This is a genomic window from Gordonia sp. NPDC003950, from assembly GCF_053605205.1.
This window is the reverse complement of record NZ_JBSGIT010000001.1, coordinates 53,449-71,639: the sequence shown is the minus strand read 5'-3', so window position 1 is coordinate 71,639 and position 18,191 is coordinate 53,449. Positions and strand designations below refer to the sequence as shown.

The 18,191-nt window shown below is 67.4% G+C and carries 17 protein-coding genes, 3 tRNA genes and 1 pseudogene; 15 read left to right on the top strand and 6 right to left on the bottom strand.

Features of this window, described 5'->3' with window-relative positions; translation table 11 throughout:
- The first annotated feature begins 87 nt into the window (after positions 1–87).
- Positions 88–1,083 carry an alpha/beta hydrolase gene (locus tag ACWETB_RS00375; protein WP_449744886.1) on the top strand — a complete coding sequence of 332 codons (996 nt, stop codon included), beginning with the start codon at positions 88–90 and terminating at the stop codon, positions 1,081–1,083.
- 37 nt (positions 1,084–1,120) lie between these two features.
- On the opposite strand, the pseudogene ACWETB_RS00370 reads toward ACWETB_RS00375, so the two are convergent.
- Positions 1,121–1,794, bottom strand: a pseudogene (locus tag ACWETB_RS00370) (class I SAM-dependent methyltransferase); the annotation flags it as partial.
- Between ACWETB_RS00370 and ACWETB_RS00365 the strand changes: the two are divergent.
- Positions 1,794–2,420, top strand: a complete 627-nt coding sequence (locus tag ACWETB_RS00365; protein ID WP_449744882.1) for a winged helix-turn-helix transcriptional regulator — start codon at positions 1,794–1,796, stop codon at positions 2,418–2,420. The pseudogene ACWETB_RS00370 and the gene ACWETB_RS00365 sit on opposite strands and share 1 nt — an antisense overlap.
- Before the next feature lie 30 nt (positions 2,421–2,450).
- Here the strand turns inward: ACWETB_RS00365 and hisC are convergent, their stop codons facing one another.
- Positions 2,451–3,518 (bottom strand): histidinol-phosphate transaminase, encoded by a 1,068-nt coding sequence (hisC, locus tag ACWETB_RS00360; protein ID WP_452208570.1) that lies wholly within the window; start codon positions 3,516–3,518, stop codon positions 2,451–2,453.
- 157 nt (positions 3,519–3,675) lie between these two features.
- Here hisC and ACWETB_RS00355 point away from each other — a divergent pair.
- From ACWETB_RS00355 to ACWETB_RS00330, 6 genes are all read left to right on the top strand, one after another.
- A tRNA-Ser gene (locus ACWETB_RS00355) sits at positions 3,676–3,764 on the top strand.
- A gap of 63 nt (positions 3,765–3,827) precedes the next feature.
- Positions 3,828–3,903: transfer RNA gene (locus tag ACWETB_RS00350), tRNA-Arg, on the top strand.
- 221 nt (positions 3,904–4,124) lie between these two features.
- Positions 4,125–4,904: an aquaporin Z gene (aqpZ, locus tag ACWETB_RS00345; RefSeq protein ID WP_452208569.1), complete on the top strand. Its 780-nt coding sequence runs from the start codon at positions 4,125–4,127 to the stop codon at positions 4,902–4,904.
- A 111-nt stretch (positions 4,905–5,015) separates the two neighbouring features.
- Entirely contained in the window at positions 5,016–6,710 is a 1,695-nt protein-coding gene (locus ACWETB_RS00340) for a cation:proton antiporter (RefSeq protein WP_452208568.1), read from the top strand.
- Positions 6,711–6,836: 126 nt separating this feature from the next.
- Positions 6,837–7,691, top strand: coding sequence for a hypothetical protein (locus ACWETB_RS00335; RefSeq protein ID WP_449744810.1), 855 nt, complete (start codon positions 6,837–6,839; stop codon positions 7,689–7,691).
- A 62-nt stretch (positions 7,692–7,753) separates the two neighbouring features.
- Complete coding sequence (locus tag ACWETB_RS00330; RefSeq protein WP_449744811.1) at positions 7,754–8,368, top strand: putative glycolipid-binding domain-containing protein; 615 nt, start codon at positions 7,754–7,756, stop codon at positions 8,366–8,368.
- Between the two features lie 253 nt (positions 8,369–8,621).
- On the opposite strand, the gene ACWETB_RS00325 is transcribed toward ACWETB_RS00330, so the two are convergent.
- On the bottom strand, positions 8,622–9,587 hold the full coding sequence (locus tag ACWETB_RS00325) for a prephenate dehydrogenase (protein WP_449744812.1): 966 nt from the start codon (positions 9,585–9,587) through the stop codon (positions 8,622–8,624).
- A gap of 117 nt (positions 9,588–9,704) precedes the next feature.
- Between ACWETB_RS00325 and ACWETB_RS00320 the strand changes: the two genes are divergently transcribed.
- The 7 genes from ACWETB_RS00320 to ACWETB_RS00290 all read left to right on the top strand — a co-directional run bounded on the left by ACWETB_RS00320 (position 9,705) and on the right by ACWETB_RS00290 (position 12,940).
- Positions 9,705–10,247 carry a tRNA adenosine deaminase-associated protein gene (locus ACWETB_RS00320; RefSeq protein ID WP_449744813.1) on the top strand — a complete coding sequence of 181 codons (543 nt, stop codon included), beginning with the start codon at positions 9,705–9,707 and terminating at the stop codon, positions 10,245–10,247.
- A gap of 41 nt (positions 10,248–10,288) precedes the next feature.
- Complete coding sequence (locus ACWETB_RS00315) at positions 10,289–10,726, top strand: nucleoside deaminase (RefSeq protein ID WP_449744839.1); 438 nt, start codon at positions 10,289–10,291, stop codon at positions 10,724–10,726.
- 127 nt (positions 10,727–10,853) lie between these two features.
- The gene (locus ACWETB_RS00310) at positions 10,854–10,994 is read left to right on the top strand and encodes a hypothetical protein (RefSeq protein WP_452208567.1); all 141 of its coding nucleotides are present in this window, start codon (positions 10,854–10,856) and stop codon (positions 10,992–10,994) included.
- Positions 10,995–11,120 (top strand): hypothetical protein, encoded by a 126-nt coding sequence (locus tag ACWETB_RS00305; RefSeq protein WP_452208566.1) that lies wholly within the window; start codon positions 10,995–10,997, stop codon positions 11,118–11,120. It abuts the gene before it with no gap.
- A gap of 179 nt (positions 11,121–11,299) precedes the next feature.
- Complete coding sequence (locus ACWETB_RS00300) at positions 11,300–11,509, top strand: CsbD family protein (RefSeq protein WP_449744815.1); 210 nt, start codon at positions 11,300–11,302, stop codon at positions 11,507–11,509.
- Between the two features lie 66 nt (positions 11,510–11,575).
- A tRNA-Ser gene (locus ACWETB_RS00295) sits at positions 11,576–11,666 on the top strand.
- A 257-nt stretch (positions 11,667–11,923) separates the two neighbouring features.
- Positions 11,924–12,940, top strand: coding sequence for a DUF4234 domain-containing protein (locus ACWETB_RS00290; RefSeq protein ID WP_452208565.1), 1,017 nt, complete (start codon positions 11,924–11,926; stop codon positions 12,938–12,940).
- Here ACWETB_RS00290 and nuoN read toward each other — a convergent pair.
- From nuoN to nuoL, 3 genes are read right to left on the bottom strand one after another with little or no spacing between them, the layout of a single operon-like run.
- Positions 12,937–14,670, bottom strand: a complete 1,734-nt coding sequence (nuoN, locus tag ACWETB_RS00285) for an NADH-quinone oxidoreductase subunit NuoN (RefSeq protein ID WP_452208564.1) — start codon at positions 14,668–14,670, stop codon at positions 12,937–12,939. The genes ACWETB_RS00290 and nuoN overlap by 4 nt on opposite strands.
- Positions 14,667–16,268 carry an NADH-quinone oxidoreductase subunit M gene (locus tag ACWETB_RS00280; RefSeq protein WP_452208563.1) on the bottom strand — a complete coding sequence of 534 codons (1,602 nt, stop codon included), beginning with the start codon at positions 16,266–16,268 and terminating at the stop codon, positions 14,667–14,669. The genes nuoN and ACWETB_RS00280 overlap by 4 nt, the downstream gene beginning before the upstream one ends.
- A gap of 2 nt (positions 16,269–16,270) precedes the next feature.
- Positions 16,271–18,190 (bottom strand): NADH-quinone oxidoreductase subunit L, encoded by a 1,920-nt coding sequence (gene nuoL / locus ACWETB_RS00275; protein ID WP_452208562.1) that lies wholly within the window; start codon positions 18,188–18,190, stop codon positions 16,271–16,273.
- Position 18,191 lies beyond the last annotated feature (1 nt).

The window sequence follows — 18,191 nt, the reverse complement described above, 5'->3', positions numbered from 1 at the left end:
GTGATGAGTCTGGGGGAGACGTCAACACCCCGCGTCGGTGGTTCATCGTCCGGAATTCGCCGGATCAAGTGGAGCGGAATGGTGATGATGGCAAGGCGTATGGCTGTGCTGGCGGCGTCGGTGTTCGGCGTCGTCGCCCTCGGCATGGGTGTTGCCGCGCCCGTCGCCGACGCGGCCCCTCGACAGGTGGCCCGCATCGTCACCACCACCCCGGTGAGCGTCCTGCGCACCGACATCTGGGTCGACTCGCCGTCGATGAACGAGCGCGTGAAGGTGTCGGTGCTGACCCCCGAGGGGGCGTCGGGTCCGCGTCCCACCGTGTACATGCTCGACGGCGCCGGTGCCGAGGGTGGCGTCAGCGACTGGATCACCAAGGGTCATGCCGGACGATTCTTCGCCGACAAGAACGTCAACGTCGTGCTTCCCGTCGGTGGAGCCGGAACCTTCTACACCGACTGGCAGCGGACCGACCCGAAACTCGGCAAGCCGATGTGGGAGACCTTCCTCACCAAGGAATTGCCCCCGCTGATCGATTCGACCTTCAACGGCAGCGGCCGCAACGCCGTGATCGGTCTGTCGATGGGTGGTCAGGCCGCCTTCGCGCTCGCCATCCGTCATCCCGACCTCTACTCCGGGCTGGCCTCGCTCAGCGGTTGCCCGCCGGTGTCGGGGGCGGCGAATGAGGCCTACGTCCGCACCACCGTCGGCCGCGACGGCGGGGACGCCACCAACATGTGGGGGCCGTTCGGCTCGGCGGGGTGGCAGGCCCACGACCCGTCGCTGCATCTCGATGCCCTGCGCGGCAAGAACATCTTCATCTCCGCCGGGTCCGGAGCGATCGGGCCGCTCGACCTGCAGCGCCGGATCGAACCCGACGAGGGCCCGCCCGAGGCGGTGACCGCGTCGTCGTCGGCGCTCGAGGTCGGCGCCTACCGCTGTTCACTCGAGTTCGCCCTGGATATGCGTACCCACGGCGTCGCCTACACCGACGGCTTCCGGCTCATCGGCACCCACACCTGGGCCTACTGGGAGCGGGACCTGCCGGCCGCCTGGAACACGGTGTCGCGCGGGCTGTACTACTGACCCGTTCCACTGCTGAGCCCGGCGGCCGGTCCGGCTCTCACGCGACGGTTGCCGTCACCAGCAGATACTCCCAGCTCATGGACGGCCGGTGATGGACCTGTCGGCCAGTGCCGCGAGTGCATCGTCGAGTTCCGCGGTCCGGGTGGCGTCGTCGGCGACCGTCCGGTACGCCGCGATGGTCGGGCCGTAGCGGGCCTTGAAGAAGTCACGGAACGTCGCACCGTCGGTGAACTGCGTGATGTCGACGGACGCGGTGTGCGTCTCGAGGTCGGCGACGGATGTGCCGAACAGTGCGCGCACGTGGTCGGCGTCGCCCCAGCGGATACCCGGTTGGGTGCCGGGCGGTGGCGTCGGCGCGTAGGGCTTCAGTTGTGCGAACAGTTGCCCGATGAATCCGGACGGGGTCCAGTTGATGAGCCCGATGCGGCCGCCGGGCCGGGTGACCCGGACGAGTTCGTCGGCGCAGCGCTGGTGGTGCGGGGCGAACATCACACCCACGCAGGACGCCGCGACATCAAAGGCGTCGTCGGCGAAGGGGAGGTCCTCGGCGTCGGCGGTGCGCCAGACGATGTCGTCTCCGGTGGCGAGTGCCTCGCCGACCGTGAGCAGTTCCGGCGTCAGATCGGTGGCGACGACTCGCGCACCTGTCGTCGCTGCCGGGATCGCGACATTCCCGGCGCCCGCGGCGACGTCGATGACGCGCTCGCCGGTTGCTCGACGAGCGATGGACGATACTCGTCATCCGCGAACTCCTCTTGGGCAGCAGACATTTCAATGAGTTGAGACGGGGCGTGCCGAAGATGTCGCCGGCATTGCTGACCAAACGGCTTCGGGGACTCGAGCGGGTCGGGGTGGTGCATCGAGCCGAGGTCGGTGGCCGCAGTGTCTACACGCTCACCGAGATGGACGAAGAACTCTCCGGGGTTGTGAATGCGCTGAGCGCGTGGGGAATCCGCTGGATCGGCGAACTCGGCGACGCCGATCTCGATCCGCATCTGCTGCTGTGGGACATGCGTCGCACGATCTCACCGGAGCGGTGGCCACGTCGACGGACCACGGTCGTCATCAGCTTCAGGGACCTCGTCGGTAAGGCGTCGTCGTGGTGGCTGGTGGTCGACGACGACGTCGAGGTGTGCGACTTCGATCCGGGCTTCGACGTGGATGCCTCGATCCGCACCGATCTGCGAACCCTCACCGAGTTGTGGCGCGGAGATGCGAATTGGGCAACCATGCTCAGGGACAATCGAATTCGCATCGGCGGTGCGACCGAGGTGAGGCGCACGATACCGGCGCTGGTCGGGCAGGGCACCTCGGCCGCGATCGCGCGTCCGGCCTGATGCCGACGACGTCGACGCCTCCCGATGTCGTCAGCGGCCCTTGCGGATCCAGCCCTCGGCGAAGGTCAGGAAACGGTCGTTCTCCTCGGCGTGGGTGACCGTCACCCGCACTCCGTCGCCGGCGAAGGGGCGCACGACCACGCCGCCACCCACGGCGGCGGTGGCGAAGTCGATGGCGCGTTCGCCGAGGTCGAGCCAGACGAAATTCGCCTGCGAATCGGGCACCCGATAGCCCGCGACGCGAAGCCGGTCGGTCACCCGGGTCCGTTCGGCGACGACGTCGTCGGTGCGGGCGAGCAGTTCGTCACCGGCCTGTAGACACGCGATGGCGGCTGCCTGAGCGACGCTGTTCACCGAGAACGGGACATGGGCCTTGCCCAGCGCGGTGATCACCGCGGGATCGGCTACGGCGTAGCCGACGCGCAGGCCGGCCAGTCCGTAAGCCTTCGAAAAGGTACGCAACACAACCAGATTGGTGAACTCGCGATGCAACTCAAGGGCGTCGTACCGGTGCTCGACGTCCAGGCGCATGTATTCGAAGTACGCCTCGTCGAGGGCGACGATCACGTCGTCGGGCACCGAGCGCAGGAACGTACGCAGGTCGTCGGCGGTCACGACGGTGCCCGTCGGGTTGTTGGGATTGCACACGAAGATCAGCCGGGTGCGGTCGGTGATCGCCCGCGCCATCGCGGCCAGGTCGTAGACGTCGTCGCCGGTCAGCGGCACCTGCACCGGTGTGGCGCCGACGAGACGGGTGGCCAGCGGATACGTCTCGAAGGACCGCCACCCGAACACCACCTCGTCACCCGGCCGGCACGTCACCAGGATGAGGTTCTGGCACAGGATGACCGACCCGCAGCCGACCTGGATCTCCTCGGGACTCACGTCGAGATTCTTCGACAGGGCCTCGGTGAGATCGACCATCGCGTTGTCGGGATAGCGGTTCGCATTCGACGCGGCCGTTGTGATCGCGGCGAGGACCGACGGGAGCGGTCCCTGGGTGACCTCGTTGCTGGCAAGTTTGACCGCGTCCGGAAACGTCTTGCCGGGAACGTAGACCGGCAGGTCGTCGAGGTCTTCTCGGATGCGCAGGCTCACCGCTCCACTGTAGGTGTCCGACGGTGCGTGACCACGTTCGGGGCGTCCCGGCCCGTCGGGCCGGAAACGGTGCCCGCAGCCCGCTGACCGCGCGGTTTGCTTCTGTGGGCAACCGGTGTGTAATCTTTCGATCCGGCAGTTCGAAAGGACTCCGTCAGGAGGCGTGCCAGAGCGGCCGAATGGGACTCACTGCTAATGAGTTGTCTCGCTAAAACGGGACCGGAGGTTCAAATCCTCTCGCCTCCGCCGACCGCAGTCGCGCCGACCGCGGTGACAGTCTCTCGTAGACTGTGACAACTGAATAGCTACGCGCCCGTAGCTCAACGGATAGAGCATCTGACTACGGATCAGAAGGTTTGGGGTTCGAATCCCTACGGGCGCACCACATCCCGCCCTCGGTTCATACCGGGGGCGGGTTTTTCTTGCTCCGGCCGACGATGTGCGACCCACGGCGTGATTCTCGCCGGCCGGTCTCCGCCGGGTCTCGTGACGGTCACCGTTCGGCCGCAAAGGTAGACCCTACTCGGTGATTGCTGTCCACTTGTGGTGCTGATGTTACTGATGTGACCATGATCATTCTCGTCCGTCTGCTCTGGGAGGTCGCCCATGATTCCCGCTCCCATCACCAAATACCTCGCCGAACTATTCGGCACCTTCTGGCTCGTCTTCGGCGGTTGCGGCACCGCGATCTACGCCGCCAAACAGGTCGCCGAGGGCGACGACAAGGGCACGCTCATCCAGGTCGGCGTCGGCTACCTCGGTGTCGCCACAGCCTTCGGGTTGACGGTCGTGACCATGGCGTACGCGCTCGCCCATATTTCCGGAGCGCACTTCAACCCGGCCATCTCCCTCGGCGCGGCGGTCAGCGGACGGTTGGCCTTGAAGGACCTGCCGGGCTACTGGATCGCGCAGGTCGCCGGTGGCCTGCTCGCCGGACTCATGCTGTTCGTCATCGCCTCGGGCCAACCGGGATGGACGGCGACGGGCAGCATGGCGGCGAACGGGTACGGTGACCACAGTCCCGGCCATTGCACCCTCGCCTCGGTCATCATCGCCGAGATCCTGCTGACGGCCTTCTTCCTCATCGTGGTGCTCGGTGCCACCGATGGCCGTGCACCCGGCGGGTTCGGACCCCTGGCCATCGGTTTCACTCTGATCCTGATCCACCTGATCTCGATCCCGATCAGTAACACCTCGGTCAATCCGGCGCGCTCGACCGGAGTCGCCTTCTTCAACGGCGACGGAGCCCCGGGCCAGCTGTGGGTGTTCTGGCTGGCGCCACTGATCGGTGGAGCGATCGGCGGCCTGATCTATCCGCTGCTCTTCGAAGACGGAAAGTTCAAGTACGGATCGTCGTCTCCTGCCGACGAGACCGCTGCGGCCTGACTCCTGCGTTTCTGAACCGACCGGCCGCCCGGACCCCGCGTGGTCCGGGCGGCCGGTCATCGCATCACCACAACCGGCGGATTCGGACATCTACCGGCAGAATCTCTGCCCATGGAACTGCTGATCTTGGTGCTCGTCGGTGCCGTCATCATCACCGCGGTCGCCGACCGTCGAGGTATGCAGCCGGCCCTGATCATCGTCGTGGTCGCGCTGGCCGTGTCGTTCATCCCGGGCATGCCGCACGTCGAACTCGAATCCGAGGTCCTACTCACCGTCGTGCTGCCGCCGCTGCTGTACTCCGCGGCGCTGGGCTTCTCGGTGCCCAGCTTCGTCCGCAACATCAAGCCGATCCTCGGCCTCGGCGTCGCGATGGTCGTCGTCACCGCCTTTGCGGTGGGAGCCATTGCCTCCCTGCTCATTCCCGAGTTCACGTTCATCCTCGCGCTGCTGCTCGGTGCCATAGTCGCCCCTCCGGACGCGGTGACCGCGGTGGCCATCGGCCGCAAGCTCGGACTGCCCAAACGGCTGATGGCGATCCTGACGGGTGAGAGCCTCGTCAACGACGCGGCCGCGCTGTCGCTCTTCGCGATCGCCATCTCCCAGATCGCGAGCACCCACGCATTCATCGAGAATCCGTTGCTGCTCTTCGGGTACAACGCGATCCTCGGCCCCATCGTCGGCGCCGTCCTCGGATATGTGACGCTCTGGATTCGCCGGCATCTGCGCAACCCGGCACTGGAGACCGTGCAGGGGTTCGTGGTGCCGTTCGCCGCCTTCCTGGCCGCCGAACACCTGCACGCCTCCGGTGTTCTCGCCGTGGTGATCGCCGGATTCGTGGTGGGCTCCGGGTCGGTGCATGCCGGCTACCAGACACGGCTGCAGGAACGCTACGTGTGGAACTCGGTAGACGTGCTCCTCGAGGCGTTCGTCTTCGCCTACATCGGTCTGCAGATGCGCTGGATCGTCGAAGACCTGCGGGAGGCGCGGGAATCGCTGCTGCAGATCGCCATCGCCTCGATCCTGGTGCTGGCTGTCGTCCTGGTGATCCGCCCGCTGTGCGTGTTCGCCATGTTCGGTCGCGGTGTCGTCTCGCGGAGACTCGAGAGCGCGGCCGACGTCCAGGTGCCGTCCAATCCGCGTCGTGCGGCTGCGGGAAAAGTCAAGCGGGACAACGACTCCGCTTTGCAACGATTCTGCCGCCGCATCGACAACCGACCGCTCACCTGGCAGGAGTCGACGGTGGTGGCCTGGACCGGGATGCGCGGGGTGGTCACCCTGGCGGCGGCCTCCGGTATCCCGCTGACCATCGCCGACGGTGGGGAGTTCCCGGAGCGCTCGGCGATCCAGGCGATCGCTTTCGTCGTCGCGGTCGGCACCATCCTCATCCAGGGGCCGACGCTGCCATGGCTGATCAATCGTCTGCACCTGCACAACGACGACGAGGAACGCTACGACATCGAGCAGACCGCACGCGCCGAGGCGATCGTGCACGCCGCCGCCGACGGGGTCATCGCGGACTTCGTCACCAATCCGCCGCCCGGCCTCGACGCCGCGACGGTGGCCTTCATCGAGGAGACCGTCGCCCGCCAGTCCCGCGACGCCGAGGAGATGCCCGACCCCGAGGCCCACACCGCGCGCACCGACGCCTTCGCCGCGCTCTACCGCACGGTGCTGGCCGCCCAACGCGATGCCCTGGTCGCCGACCGCGATCGCGGTCTGGTGGAAGACGAGGCGGTGCGCGCCATGCTCGAGCGCCTAGACCTGCAGGAGGCGGGGCTCACCGCACGTCTGGAGAGTCGCCTCTGACGCGGAGGGTGACGGCACCGTCGGCGACGTGTCCGTGGGGCGCCGTAAGGTCGAGGGCATAGGTCACGGCGCAGCGACGCCGGGCGCGACGACACACATCGGGCGGACACATCGGGCGGAGGAGCCATGGGATCACCGGGCGGACCACGAGCCGACGGTGACGCCGCGGTCCCCGAGGGGCCCCGCCCCAATGGACCCCGTGACGACTACCGCACGCCCTTGTTGCCCGGCAATTACCCGCCGCTGGGATATTCGGCGAACGGGATGCCCCGCTACACCCCCGCCGACCTGCACCCCACCGCGGCCGATGGCCGTCGATCCGGCATCGGCGGTGTCGGACTGGCCACGGCCCCGCCGGCCGCATTGTCGACCACCGCGGCGACGGGCACGCCGGCGGCCGGTTACGGCGGTCGGGCCGCGGTTGGGGCGCCCGACGCCACGTCGTCACGCCCGGCGGGTGGCACGCCGGGCAGGCCCCGACGATTCCTGGGAATGGAACCCGGCGTGGGCATCACCGTCGGTGCCGTGGTGGTGGTCGGCGTCGTGCTCATCGGCCTGGTCATCGTGGGTATCGGATCGTTGCGTCAGCCCACACCCACGGTCACGCTCCCGCCGGCGACCATCACCGACGACCAGACCATCCCCACCCTGCCCACCGAGCCGTCGCTTCCGGGGACCGCCGAGCCGAGCGTTCCGCGGGGTGGCGGGACCGTGCCCGTCGGTGCTGCGGTCACCTACACCGTGACCATCGACGGCTCGGGAACGATTCTCTACGTCGACGACGTCGGTGTGCGGACCGAGTTCGCGCCGCCGCCGACGTGGACCGTGAGCTTCGAGGCGGGCCGTAATCCGCTGCGGCTACTGGTGGTGGCCGGGCGTGGGTCGTCGGCACAATGCTCGATCACCGTCGACGGTGAGCAGGTGGTGACCGATAGCGTCGACGCCCAGTCGACGAGACGAACAGCGTCCTGTCTCGCCTGACCGGCGGGTCAGTTTCCGGTACTCGACGTGTGGGCGCGACCGGGGGTCGCTACCGTAGTCCTGTGAGTTCTTCGCAAGCAGCCCCTGGCCAGGCACCCTCGGACACCGAGGTCGCCGAGTTCAAGACGATGATCACGTGGCGCGGTGTCGACACGAATCGTCTGGAGCAGGTCCGCGTCAACGTCCACGGTTCGCGCATCAAGGCCTACGGCAGGATCATTGCCGCAGCGACCGACGAGTACGACGCGTTCTCCGCGTCGTACGAGCTGGTCACCAACGATGCGGGTGTCACCAAACGCCTGTCGATCCACCTCGTCCAGGTGGGTGGCGAAACCCAGATCGGTATCTCCCGCGACGAGGAGAACAAGTGGCTGATCCACTCCGACGGCGACACCGTCCGCGGTGACTTCAATGGCGCCCAGGATGTCGATCTGGCCCTGTCACCGATGTTCAACGCCCTGCCGATCCGCCGCTTGGGTCTGGCTCAGACCACGGGTGTGGTCGATGTGCCGGTGGTGTACGTGTACCTGCCGACCGGTGTGGTGGAAGCCGCGACCCTGCAATACTCGGCCACCTCGGACGGCATCGCCGTGGTGTCCCCTGTCGCCCAGTCGACGCTCGGCGTCGACGACAACGGTTTCGTCATCGACTATCCGGGTCTGGCGACCCGGGTCTGAGGCGGGTTCGCGCAGTGCGTCAGTCCTGCTCAGTGCGCCAGTCCTGCTCAGCGGCCCAACGGTAGCCGCGACGGCCACCACCGAGGTGCACCACCCGGGCGTTCGGCATTGTCGATCGGGTCGTGGGTCCACACACCAGTGCGGCGAACGCCGTGGTGGCCGCCGGCAGTGGACACCACACCGGGGCCGAACATCACCGGCCCGAGCCTGATCGGTCGCCCCGCGGTGTGCCGACGCGTTCCCGCCGAGATGGTCAGCCCAACCAGACGTGACCACGGTGGGCCGCGCCACGCATCGTCTTCTGCCAGCCCGGCGCACCCACCTCGACACCGGTGATGGCGACGCGCGGTCGATCGTTCATCGCCTCATACGCCATCCGTGCGCGATGCCCGTCGTCGATGAGGACGGCGGTCGTGCCGTGGTCGCGCAGTTCGTCGCGGGCGGCGATGAGCCGGTCGATGGTCTCGCTGAGCACGTTGAGCACGGCCACCGAGTTCGCCTCGATCATCGCCCGCTGCAATTCCGGGGCCGACCCGGCGACTCGTGTTCCGTCACGGAAACTCCCGGCCGCCAGGCGCAGCGCGAGGTCGCTTTCGCCGGCACCCACGGCCGCCGTGGCCGCGGCGGTGAGGTGGGGCAGATGTGAGATGGCGGCGACCGCGCGATCGTGAGCGTCGGCGGCCGCCGGGACCACCGCGGCACCGAGCGACAGGGCAAGGTCGGCGACCACGGTCCAGTCGGCGGCGTCGGTGTCGTCCTCGGTGGTCACCATCCACATTGCGTCACCGAACAGGTCCGGGTCGGCCGCCTCCCAGCCGGACCGGCTCGTCCCGGCCATCGGGTGCCCGCCAACATATCGGGCCTGCGGAAACGCCCGGCGCAGGATCTCGGCGACGGGCTGTTTGACGCTGATGACGTCGGTCAGCAGACACGCAGGCGCATGCTCGGCGATCGCGGTGACGATCGGTTCGATCGTCGTCACCGGTGTGGCCAGCACGATCACCGCGTCCTCGGTGGCGGCGCGGCGCAGGGTGGCGGCAAGGTCGACCGTCGCGTCATGTCCGGACGCGGTGGCGGCGCCGGCGGCGGATCGGTTGTAGCCGAACGTCGCGCGGCCCGACGCGGCCAGCGCCTGCATCATCGATCCGCCGATCAGTCCGAGTCCGAGAATGCACACCGGTCGATTGCCGCGCTCCGTCACGACTCCAGATTTCCACATCGCCGGTGGGCGGGGACACGGAGATCGGACACCGAGATCGTCGGCGGGGCGGGGAATCCTCGATGTGGGTCATTCGGGACTTGGGGAGGGCGGCACCTTCGGGCTACCGTGACCTGCATGGCAGGTGCCGGAGCGGACGTATCGGGTTCCAACAGCAAGGATGCCGTCGACGGAGTCGAGGGCTTCGCGGTCGCAGTCGTACGCGAGGACGCCGCATGGCGCGTGACACCACTCAAGTCGACGGCCCTGACCGACATCGAGTCCGCCGAACGTCAGCTGCGTGATCTGCGGGTGGCGGGTGCGGTGTTCGGTCTGCTCGACATCGACGAGGAGTTCTTCATCGTGATCCGCCCGGCTCCCGGTGGGGCCCGATTGCTGCTCTCCGATGCGACCGCCGGCGTCGACTACGACATCGCCGCCGACGTCCTCGACGCGCTGAACATCGATGTCCCCGACATCGACCCCGACGACCTCGACGACGTGGATCCGTGGGAGGAAGGCGATCTCGGAATCCTCGCCGACCTCGGGCTCCCCGACGCGGTGATGGGTGTCATCGTCGGTGACACCGATCTCTACGCCGACGAACAGATCGGCATGATCGCCGCCCGCCTCGGGTTCGCCGACGAACTCTCGCACGTCCTGGACTCGCTGGGGCATTGACCGTCTCGGGCGCAGCGCAACTCGCCGCGTGGGAGGCGATGATGCGGTCCGCGCTGTCGGCGGCCGGCGAGTCCGGTGCCGACGACATCCCGATCGGCGCCGTCGTCTTCGACCCTGACGGGGTGGAACTCGCCCGCGCCGCCAACCGGCGAGAGGTCGACGCCGATCCGACGGCCCACGCCGAGATCCTGGCGCTGCGCGCTGCGGCCGCCGCCTTCGGTGACGGTTGGCGGCTATCCGGGTGCACCATCGCCGTCACCGTCGAACCCTGCACCATGTGCGCCGGCGCCATCACCCTGTCCCGGATCGGTGCCCTCGTGTTCGGGGCCTGGGAACCGAAAACCGGTGCGGTGGGCTCACTGTGGGATGTCGTCCGGGACCCACGGTTGACGCATCGGCCGCAGGTCCGCGGCGGGATTCTCGAGGACGAGTGTCGCGATCTGATGGTGGGTTTCTTTGCATCGCGACGCGACTCCTGACGCGTCGGTGCGGTTGTCGGCGGACATCCGTGCAGGCCGGGGTGATACCGCTCGGCCCGGCTCGTGCTGTGGCACATTGGACGAACAGCAGCACCACTCACCGTCACCCACCGAGCAGGAGAACGTCATGTCAGACGCAGCAGACAAGGTCAACGAGGTCATCGGCACCGCGAAGGACAAGATCACCGAGGTGGCCGGCAGCGAGAAGGTCCAGGGTGCGATCGGTTCGGCCAAGGAGAAACTCACCGAGGTCGTCGAGAACGAGTAGGTGCAGGACGCCGTCGGTACCGCGAAGGACAAGATCACCGAGTTCGCCGGCAGCGAGAAGGTTCAGGGTGCGATCGGTTCGGCCAAGGGGAAGTTCGACGAGTTGAAGGGCAAGTTCGGCAGCTGAGTATCGGCGCCCGACGTCGTCGGCCGACCGTCGGTACGGTGGAGACGGGAACATCCCCCGCGTACGCACCACGCGTGACGTACGCGCCATCGATGCGGGGGTCGAGACGCGGCCCACCTGCATCTTCCCGCCGAGGCGGAACGCATTCGCGCGTGACGCCCAGGTACAGGAGGCACCACATGGCACTTTCCGATGACGCGAAGAACAAGGCCGAAGACCTCAAGGGTCGTGGCAAGGAAGCAGCCGGGAGTCTGACCGGCGACGATGACCTCAAAGCCGAAGGTCAGGGCGATCAGGCCGTCGCCGAGGGCAAACAGAAGATCAGCGACGTCGCCGATGCCGTCAAGGGCAAGGTGGACGACCTCAAGGACAAGCTGACCGGCCACTGACAGCGCCTTTACGGGCCTGACCAGCAGATTTAAGGCTGGACGGGCTCCTGCGGTACAGTCTTCGGCGGTGGCGTGTCCGAGCGGCCGAAGGTGCAGCACTCGAAATGCTGTGTACGGTAACCCCGTACCGAGGGTTCAAATCCCTCCGCCACCGCCAGAAATGGCCTCCCATCTGTACAGGTGGGAGGCCATTTTGGTTTTCGGCGCGAATGCGGGAGAGTTTCGTCGGCGAAATGTGGGGGAAGAACGTTCCTCCCCCAGAAGCCGCGTCGTCGGCGAGGAATTTCCACGGGACGAAGCGATTCCCCGCGGACGAACTGTCTTCCCCCATTTTCAGCAGCCCGCGCGACGGGGTGTCCACCAATTGAGCGAACCCGGTGGACCGACCACCGGTGATGGCTGATCATCGTAGAGGTGAGCTCTCCACAGAACCCGGACGACGCGCCGACCTCGGGCCCGCTCGATGGCCCCACCACGCAGTACCGGGTGCCGACCCCGCCCGGCGCACCACCGAGCACCGCTCCGACGTCGCCCCCATCGCCGACGCCCCCACCGCCGACGCCCGGACCGTCCGCGCAGACCACCCAGTACCTGCGTCCGCCGACGCCGTCACCGACCGCGGCACCGACCAAGGTGCACACCCGCACATCACCACCGTCCGGACCGCCACCGCAGGCCCCCGGGCAGGCCGGCTATCCGCCGCCGGGGCAGCGTTCGCGTCAGGCGCCGCCGCCCGTCCAGTCGATCCCCCTGGCGCCGCCCCGTCATCAGGCACCCGATGCCGGCGGACCGGGGCAGGCGCCGACGGTGGGGCAACAGGCCGGGCAGGTGCCCGTCGGTTACGGACCGCCGCCACCCCAGGCCGCCCCGTTCGCTCCGCCCGGTGCGCCGTCGAGCGCGGTCCCGGATGCCCCGGCGCCGTTCGGTCCGCCACCGGGGCAGGCCAATCCTGCTGCCGCGCAATCACAGTCGGCTCCGTTGCCGGCGATGACGGGGTCGTCAGCGCTCGCGCAGCCCGGTTCGGTACCGGTGGCCGACGGTCAACAGATGAAGCGGCGCAACACCATTGCGGTGTGGCTCGTATTGCCGATCATCACCCTCGGTATCTACACATTCGTCTGGTACTACAAGATCCACAAGGAGATGGCCGCCTTCGACCGCCGCAAGGAGATCCCGGTGGCCGGTCCGATGCTGGTCATCCTGTTCCTCGGCTGGACCGTCATCGCACCGATCATCAGCTTCAACAACGCGGGCAAGCGGATTCGCGACGCGCAACGCAGCGCCGGCCTCGCCGAGACGTGCAATCCGCTGCTGTGCTGGCTGCTGATGTTCGCTTTCGGACTGCACACCTGGTACATGCAGGGTGAGCTGAACAAGGTGGTCGATCGTTACGGCGCCGAACTCGGCACCACTGTGCCGCTGTTCGCCTAGAGGAAGTTGCCCGCCGCCCCGACCAGATCCAGCAGGGGCTGCGGGAAGAATCCCAGCACGATAGTGACGGCCGTGCACAACGCGATCGGCACCGTCGTCAAGGGACTGGGCCGCACCACATGTGGCGCGTCGACGGGGACGTCGGCGAAGAACATGGCGACGATGATGCGGATGTAGAAGTACGCGGCGATGGCGCTGCTGATCACGCCGATCACCACCAGGACCGCGCCGCCACTGCCGGCGACCGCGGCGAACACATCGAACTTGGCGATGAAACCACTCGTCAGCGGTATACCGGCGAACGCCAGCAGGAACATCGAGAACATCGCTCCGACAAGCGGATAGCGGCGTCCCAGGCCCGCCCACTGATCCAGTCCGGTGGCCTCCCGGCCGGACAGGTGTGGGCCGGATGGCCCGGTGCGTGACTCGGCGAAGGTGGTGGGTTCGCGCACCACCGCCACCGTGGCGAAGGCTCCGAACGTCGAGAATGCATAGGCCGCAAGGTAGAACAATGTCGCACTCAGACCTGCCTCGTCGTAGGCGATCAGACCCAGCAGGATGAAACCGGTGTGCGTCACCGCCGAATATGCCAGCAGCCGTTTGATATCGGACTGTGTCACCGCCATCACCGCGCCGCCGAGCATGGTGAGGATGGCGATCACCCACAGCACCGGCCTCCAATCGTCGGCAACCCCGCCGAAGCCGACATAGAACACGCGCAGCAGCGCACCGAATGCGGCGATCTTGGTGGCCGCGGCCATAAATGCGGTCACCGGCGTGGGCGCACCCTGATAGACGTCGGGCACCCAGGAGTGAAATGGCATGGCCCCCACCTTGAACAGCAATCCCACCGAGAGCAGTGCGAGACCGATCAGTGGTAGGCCGACGGCGTCGTTGTTCGCGGCGTCGGTGACAGCCAACCCGATGGCATCAAGGTGCAGGGAGCCGGTGCCGCCGTAGACGAAGGCCGCGCCGAACAGGAAGAACGCCGACGAGAACGCCCCCAGCAGAAAGTACTTGAGGGACGCCTCCTGCGAGAGCAGTCGCCGTCGGCGCGCCAGCGCACACAGCAGATACAGCGGCAGGGAGAACACCTCGAGCGCGATGAACATGGTCAGCAGGTCACCGCAGGCGACGAAGAGCATCATTCCGCCGACCGCGAGCAGGGTCAGCGGGAACACCTCGGTGGTGACCCCGCCCGCGCGGGTGGCGTCGAACTCGTCGTCGGAGTTGGGTTCGCTCGCCCCCGACGGGGTGAACATGTCGGCGTTGGCACCGTCGAGGGTCGTCTGCGCGGCCGCACCCGGTCCGTCACTGAATCGTGCTCGTATCGAGGAACTTCGACCCGTCGGCGACGCTCGACGTGTCGACGGTGTGACGACCCGTTCGAGTCCACGTTCGGCCATGAACGCCACCGCCAGGATCGACACCACCACCAGCAGGCCCTGCAGGAACAGTGCCGGGCGATCGATGATCACCGCACCCGACATCGCCGACCGGCCGATACCGCCGTCACGGGTGACCCCGATCGCCACCGCGATCACCGCGATCAGGGCGGCGACCAAGGCCGTCAACGACAGCACGAGCTGCAGCCGCCACCTCCCCGTCCGTGGTGCGAAGGCCTCCACGATCACCCCGATCACGCCGAAGCCGAACACGAGGAGCATTGGTGACAGCAGCGAGTATTCGACGTCGGGTGGGGTGATCGCCGCCAGCGTTGCGGTGGTCATCGGGCACCTCCCGGGGGGATCGCGGGTGCGGGGTTCTCGGTACCGGAGGTCGACACGGTGTGCGCCACCGTCGGATTGATCAGGTTCAGCAGTGGTTGCGGGAAGAAGCCGAAGATCAGGAGCAGGGCGAGGAGCGGGGCGACGACGAGCCGTTCCCGCCCGCCGAGGTCGGGCATCGTCCGGCGCGCCGCGCCCGGACCTTCGATGGGTTTCGGTGGCCCACCCATCATCCGCTGATACGTCCAGAGGATGTAGATCGCCGACAGCACCAGCGCGCCGCTCGCAGCGACCGCGGCCACCGGATAGCGGGTGAATGTGCCGATCAGGACCAGGAATTCACTGATGAACGGTGACAACCCGGGTAGTGACAGGGTGGCCAGGCCGGCGACGAGGAAGGTGCCGGCGAGGACCGGGGCGACCTTCGCGACACCACCGTAGTCGGCGATCAACCGACTGCCGCGACGCGACACCAGGAACCCGGCGATGAGGAATAGTGCCGCCGTCGATATCCCGTGGTTGACCATGTACAGCGTTGCGCCGCTTTGGGATTGGGTGGTCAACGCGAACACGCCCAGGATGATGAAGCCGAAGTGGGAGATCGACGTGTAGGAGATCAGCCGCATCACGTCGGTCTGGGCGATCGCCAGGATCGCGCCGTAGATGATACCGATCACGGCGAGTGCCGCGATCAGCGGCGCGAAGGTCCGCGACGCCTCTGGGAACAGTTGCAGACAGAACCGCAGCATGGCGAAGGTGCCGACCTTGTCGACCACCGCCATCATCAGCACTGCCGACGCGGGTGTCGCGGCGACCGCGGAATCGGGCAGCCAGGAATGGAAGGGCCACAGCGGTGCCTTGATCGCGAACGCGATCATGAAGCCGCCGAACAGCAGAGACATCACGCCGGTGCTCGCACCGAGGTCGCCGCGTGCGACCGCCGCGGTGATGGCGGGCAGGCTGAACGTACCGCCGCCGTCGGTGCCGAGGTTGGCCCGGGCCGTCACCACATACAGTCCGATCACCGCGGCGAGCATCAGCAGACCACCGAAGAGGTTGTACAGCAGGAACTTCACCGCCGCCGCCGCCCGATGGCCGCCGGTGCCGAATTCCCCGATCAGAAAGTACATCGGGATGAGCATGGCCTCGAACACGATGTAGAACAGCAGCACGTCGGTCGCGACGAAACTCATCAACACCATCGCCTGCACCGACAGCATCAACGCGACGTAGGTGTGCGGTCCCTTCTGTCGTCGCCCACCCGAATCGTCCAGGGAGCCGGAATGATCGGCGTCGTGCCAGCCCGCAGCGATCAGCAGCGGCATGAGCACGGCAGTCAACAGGATCAGCACCAGCCCGATGCCGTCGAGCCCGAGTTCGTAGCGCGCACCGAACGACGGAATCCAACTGACGTCGGAAACGAACTGGTACCGCGCCCCATTCGGGTCGTAGCCGACCGCGAGGCCGATCGAGCAGGCCAGCACCACCACGGTCGCACCCAGGCCCAGCCATTTCGCGATCTCCGGCCGCCCGGCCGGCACGGTGAGGACGGCGACCGCGGTCACGGCGGGCACCAGCCACAGGATCGTCAACCAGCTCATGATCACCACGCCCTCATCATCATCACCGCGGCGACGATGATCGTCGCACCGGCCAACATCGACAGGGCATAGGAGCGGACGAAACCGCTCTGCCAGTTCCGGATTCGCGTCGACGACGCGGTGACCACGGTGCCGATGCGCACCCCGGCGCCGTCGACGCCGTCGGATTCGACCGCGTCGAGCGCACGTGTGAGCTGTTGTCCCGGTCGCATCAGGACCCGCTCGTTGAAGGCGTCGCCGTAGAGGTCACGGCGCGCCGCGACGGTGAGTGCGGTGACATTGTCGGGTGCGGTGAGCGGAATGGGGGTGCGGGCGTATCCGCGCCACCCGAGTGCCACCCCGATCCCGACGACGACCAGAATCCCGACCGTCAACACCCATGTCGGAACGGCCAATTCGCTGTGTTGTTCCCCAACCACCGGTTCCAGCCAGTCGACGAGCGCATGCCCGGCAACGAGCAACGCCCCGGAGGCCGCGGACCCGATCGCGATCAGGATCATCGGTGCGGTCATCACCGGCGGCGATTCATGGGGACGCGCCTCCGGTGCCCAACGGCGCTCCCCGAAGAACGTCATCACCATGATGCGCGTCATGTAGAACGCGGTGATCCCGGCACCGAGGATGGCCACGCTGCCCAGGATCGCGCCGCGGGCGCCGCCCGCACCGAAGGCCGCCTCGATGATGAGGTCCTTGGAGAAGAAACCGGCGAACGGCGGGACGCCGATCAGGGCGAGGTATCCGATCCCGAAGGTGACGAAGGTGATCGGCATGACGCTGCGTAACCCGCCGTAGCGACGCATGTCGGTCTCGTCGTCCATCGCGTGCATCACCGACCCGGCGCCGAGGAACAGGCCGGCCTTGAAGAACCCGTGCGTCAGCAGATGCATGATGGCGAACGCATAGCCGGCGGGTCCGAGTCCGGCGGCCAGCACCATGTATCCGATCTGACTCATCGTTGACGCGGCCAGCGCCTTCTTGATGTCGTCCTTGGCGCAACCGATGATTGCACCGAACAGCAGCGTGACCGCACCGACCACCGCGACGGCAAGCTGTGCATCCGGGGCCAGATCGAAGATCGGATTCGACCGCGCGATGAGATACACGCCGGCGGTCACCATGGTGGCGGCATGGATCAGCGCCGACACCGGCGTCGGACCCTCCATCGCGTCGCCGAGCCACGACTGCAGCGGCACCTGCGCAGATTTCCCGCACGCGGCCAGCAGAAGCAGCAGACCCATCGCGGTGAGCACGCCCCGGCCGGCCTGCTCGGCGCCGGCGAACACGGTGGAGAACGACACCGATCCGAAGGTCGCGAACATCACCATCAACGCCACCGCCAGACCGATGTCACCGACCCGGTTGACGACGAACGCCTTCTTCGCGGCGGTGGCCGCCGACGGCCGGTCCTGCCAGAAGCCGATCAGCAGATAGGACGCGAGGCCGACACCCTCCCACCCGAGATAGAGACCCAGATACGTGTCGGCGAGCACCAGGATCAGCATCGCGGCGAGAAACAGGTTGAGGTAGGCGAAGAATCGGCGACGGTCCGGATCGTCGGCCATGTAGCCGATCGAGTAGATGTGGATCAGGCTGCCCACCCCGGTGATCAGCAGCAGGAAACACATGGACAACTGATCGAGGTAGAGCCCCATGCTCACCGACAGGCCACCGCTGCCGGAGTCGGCGGGCCCGACCTCGAGCCAGGTGTAGAGAACCTGATGCACCGGCCGGTCCGCGGCCGGGCGGCCGACCATGCCGAGCATGAGAGCGGCACTGACGCAGAATGATCCGACCGCCAGGACGCACGCCATCAGATGTCCCCAGCGGTCGGTGCGGCGGCCGGCGAGCAGCAGGAACGCCGCACCCGCCGCCGGTAATGCCGGGACCAGCCAGAGCAGGTGCGCAGAGGCGTCGGTACTCACG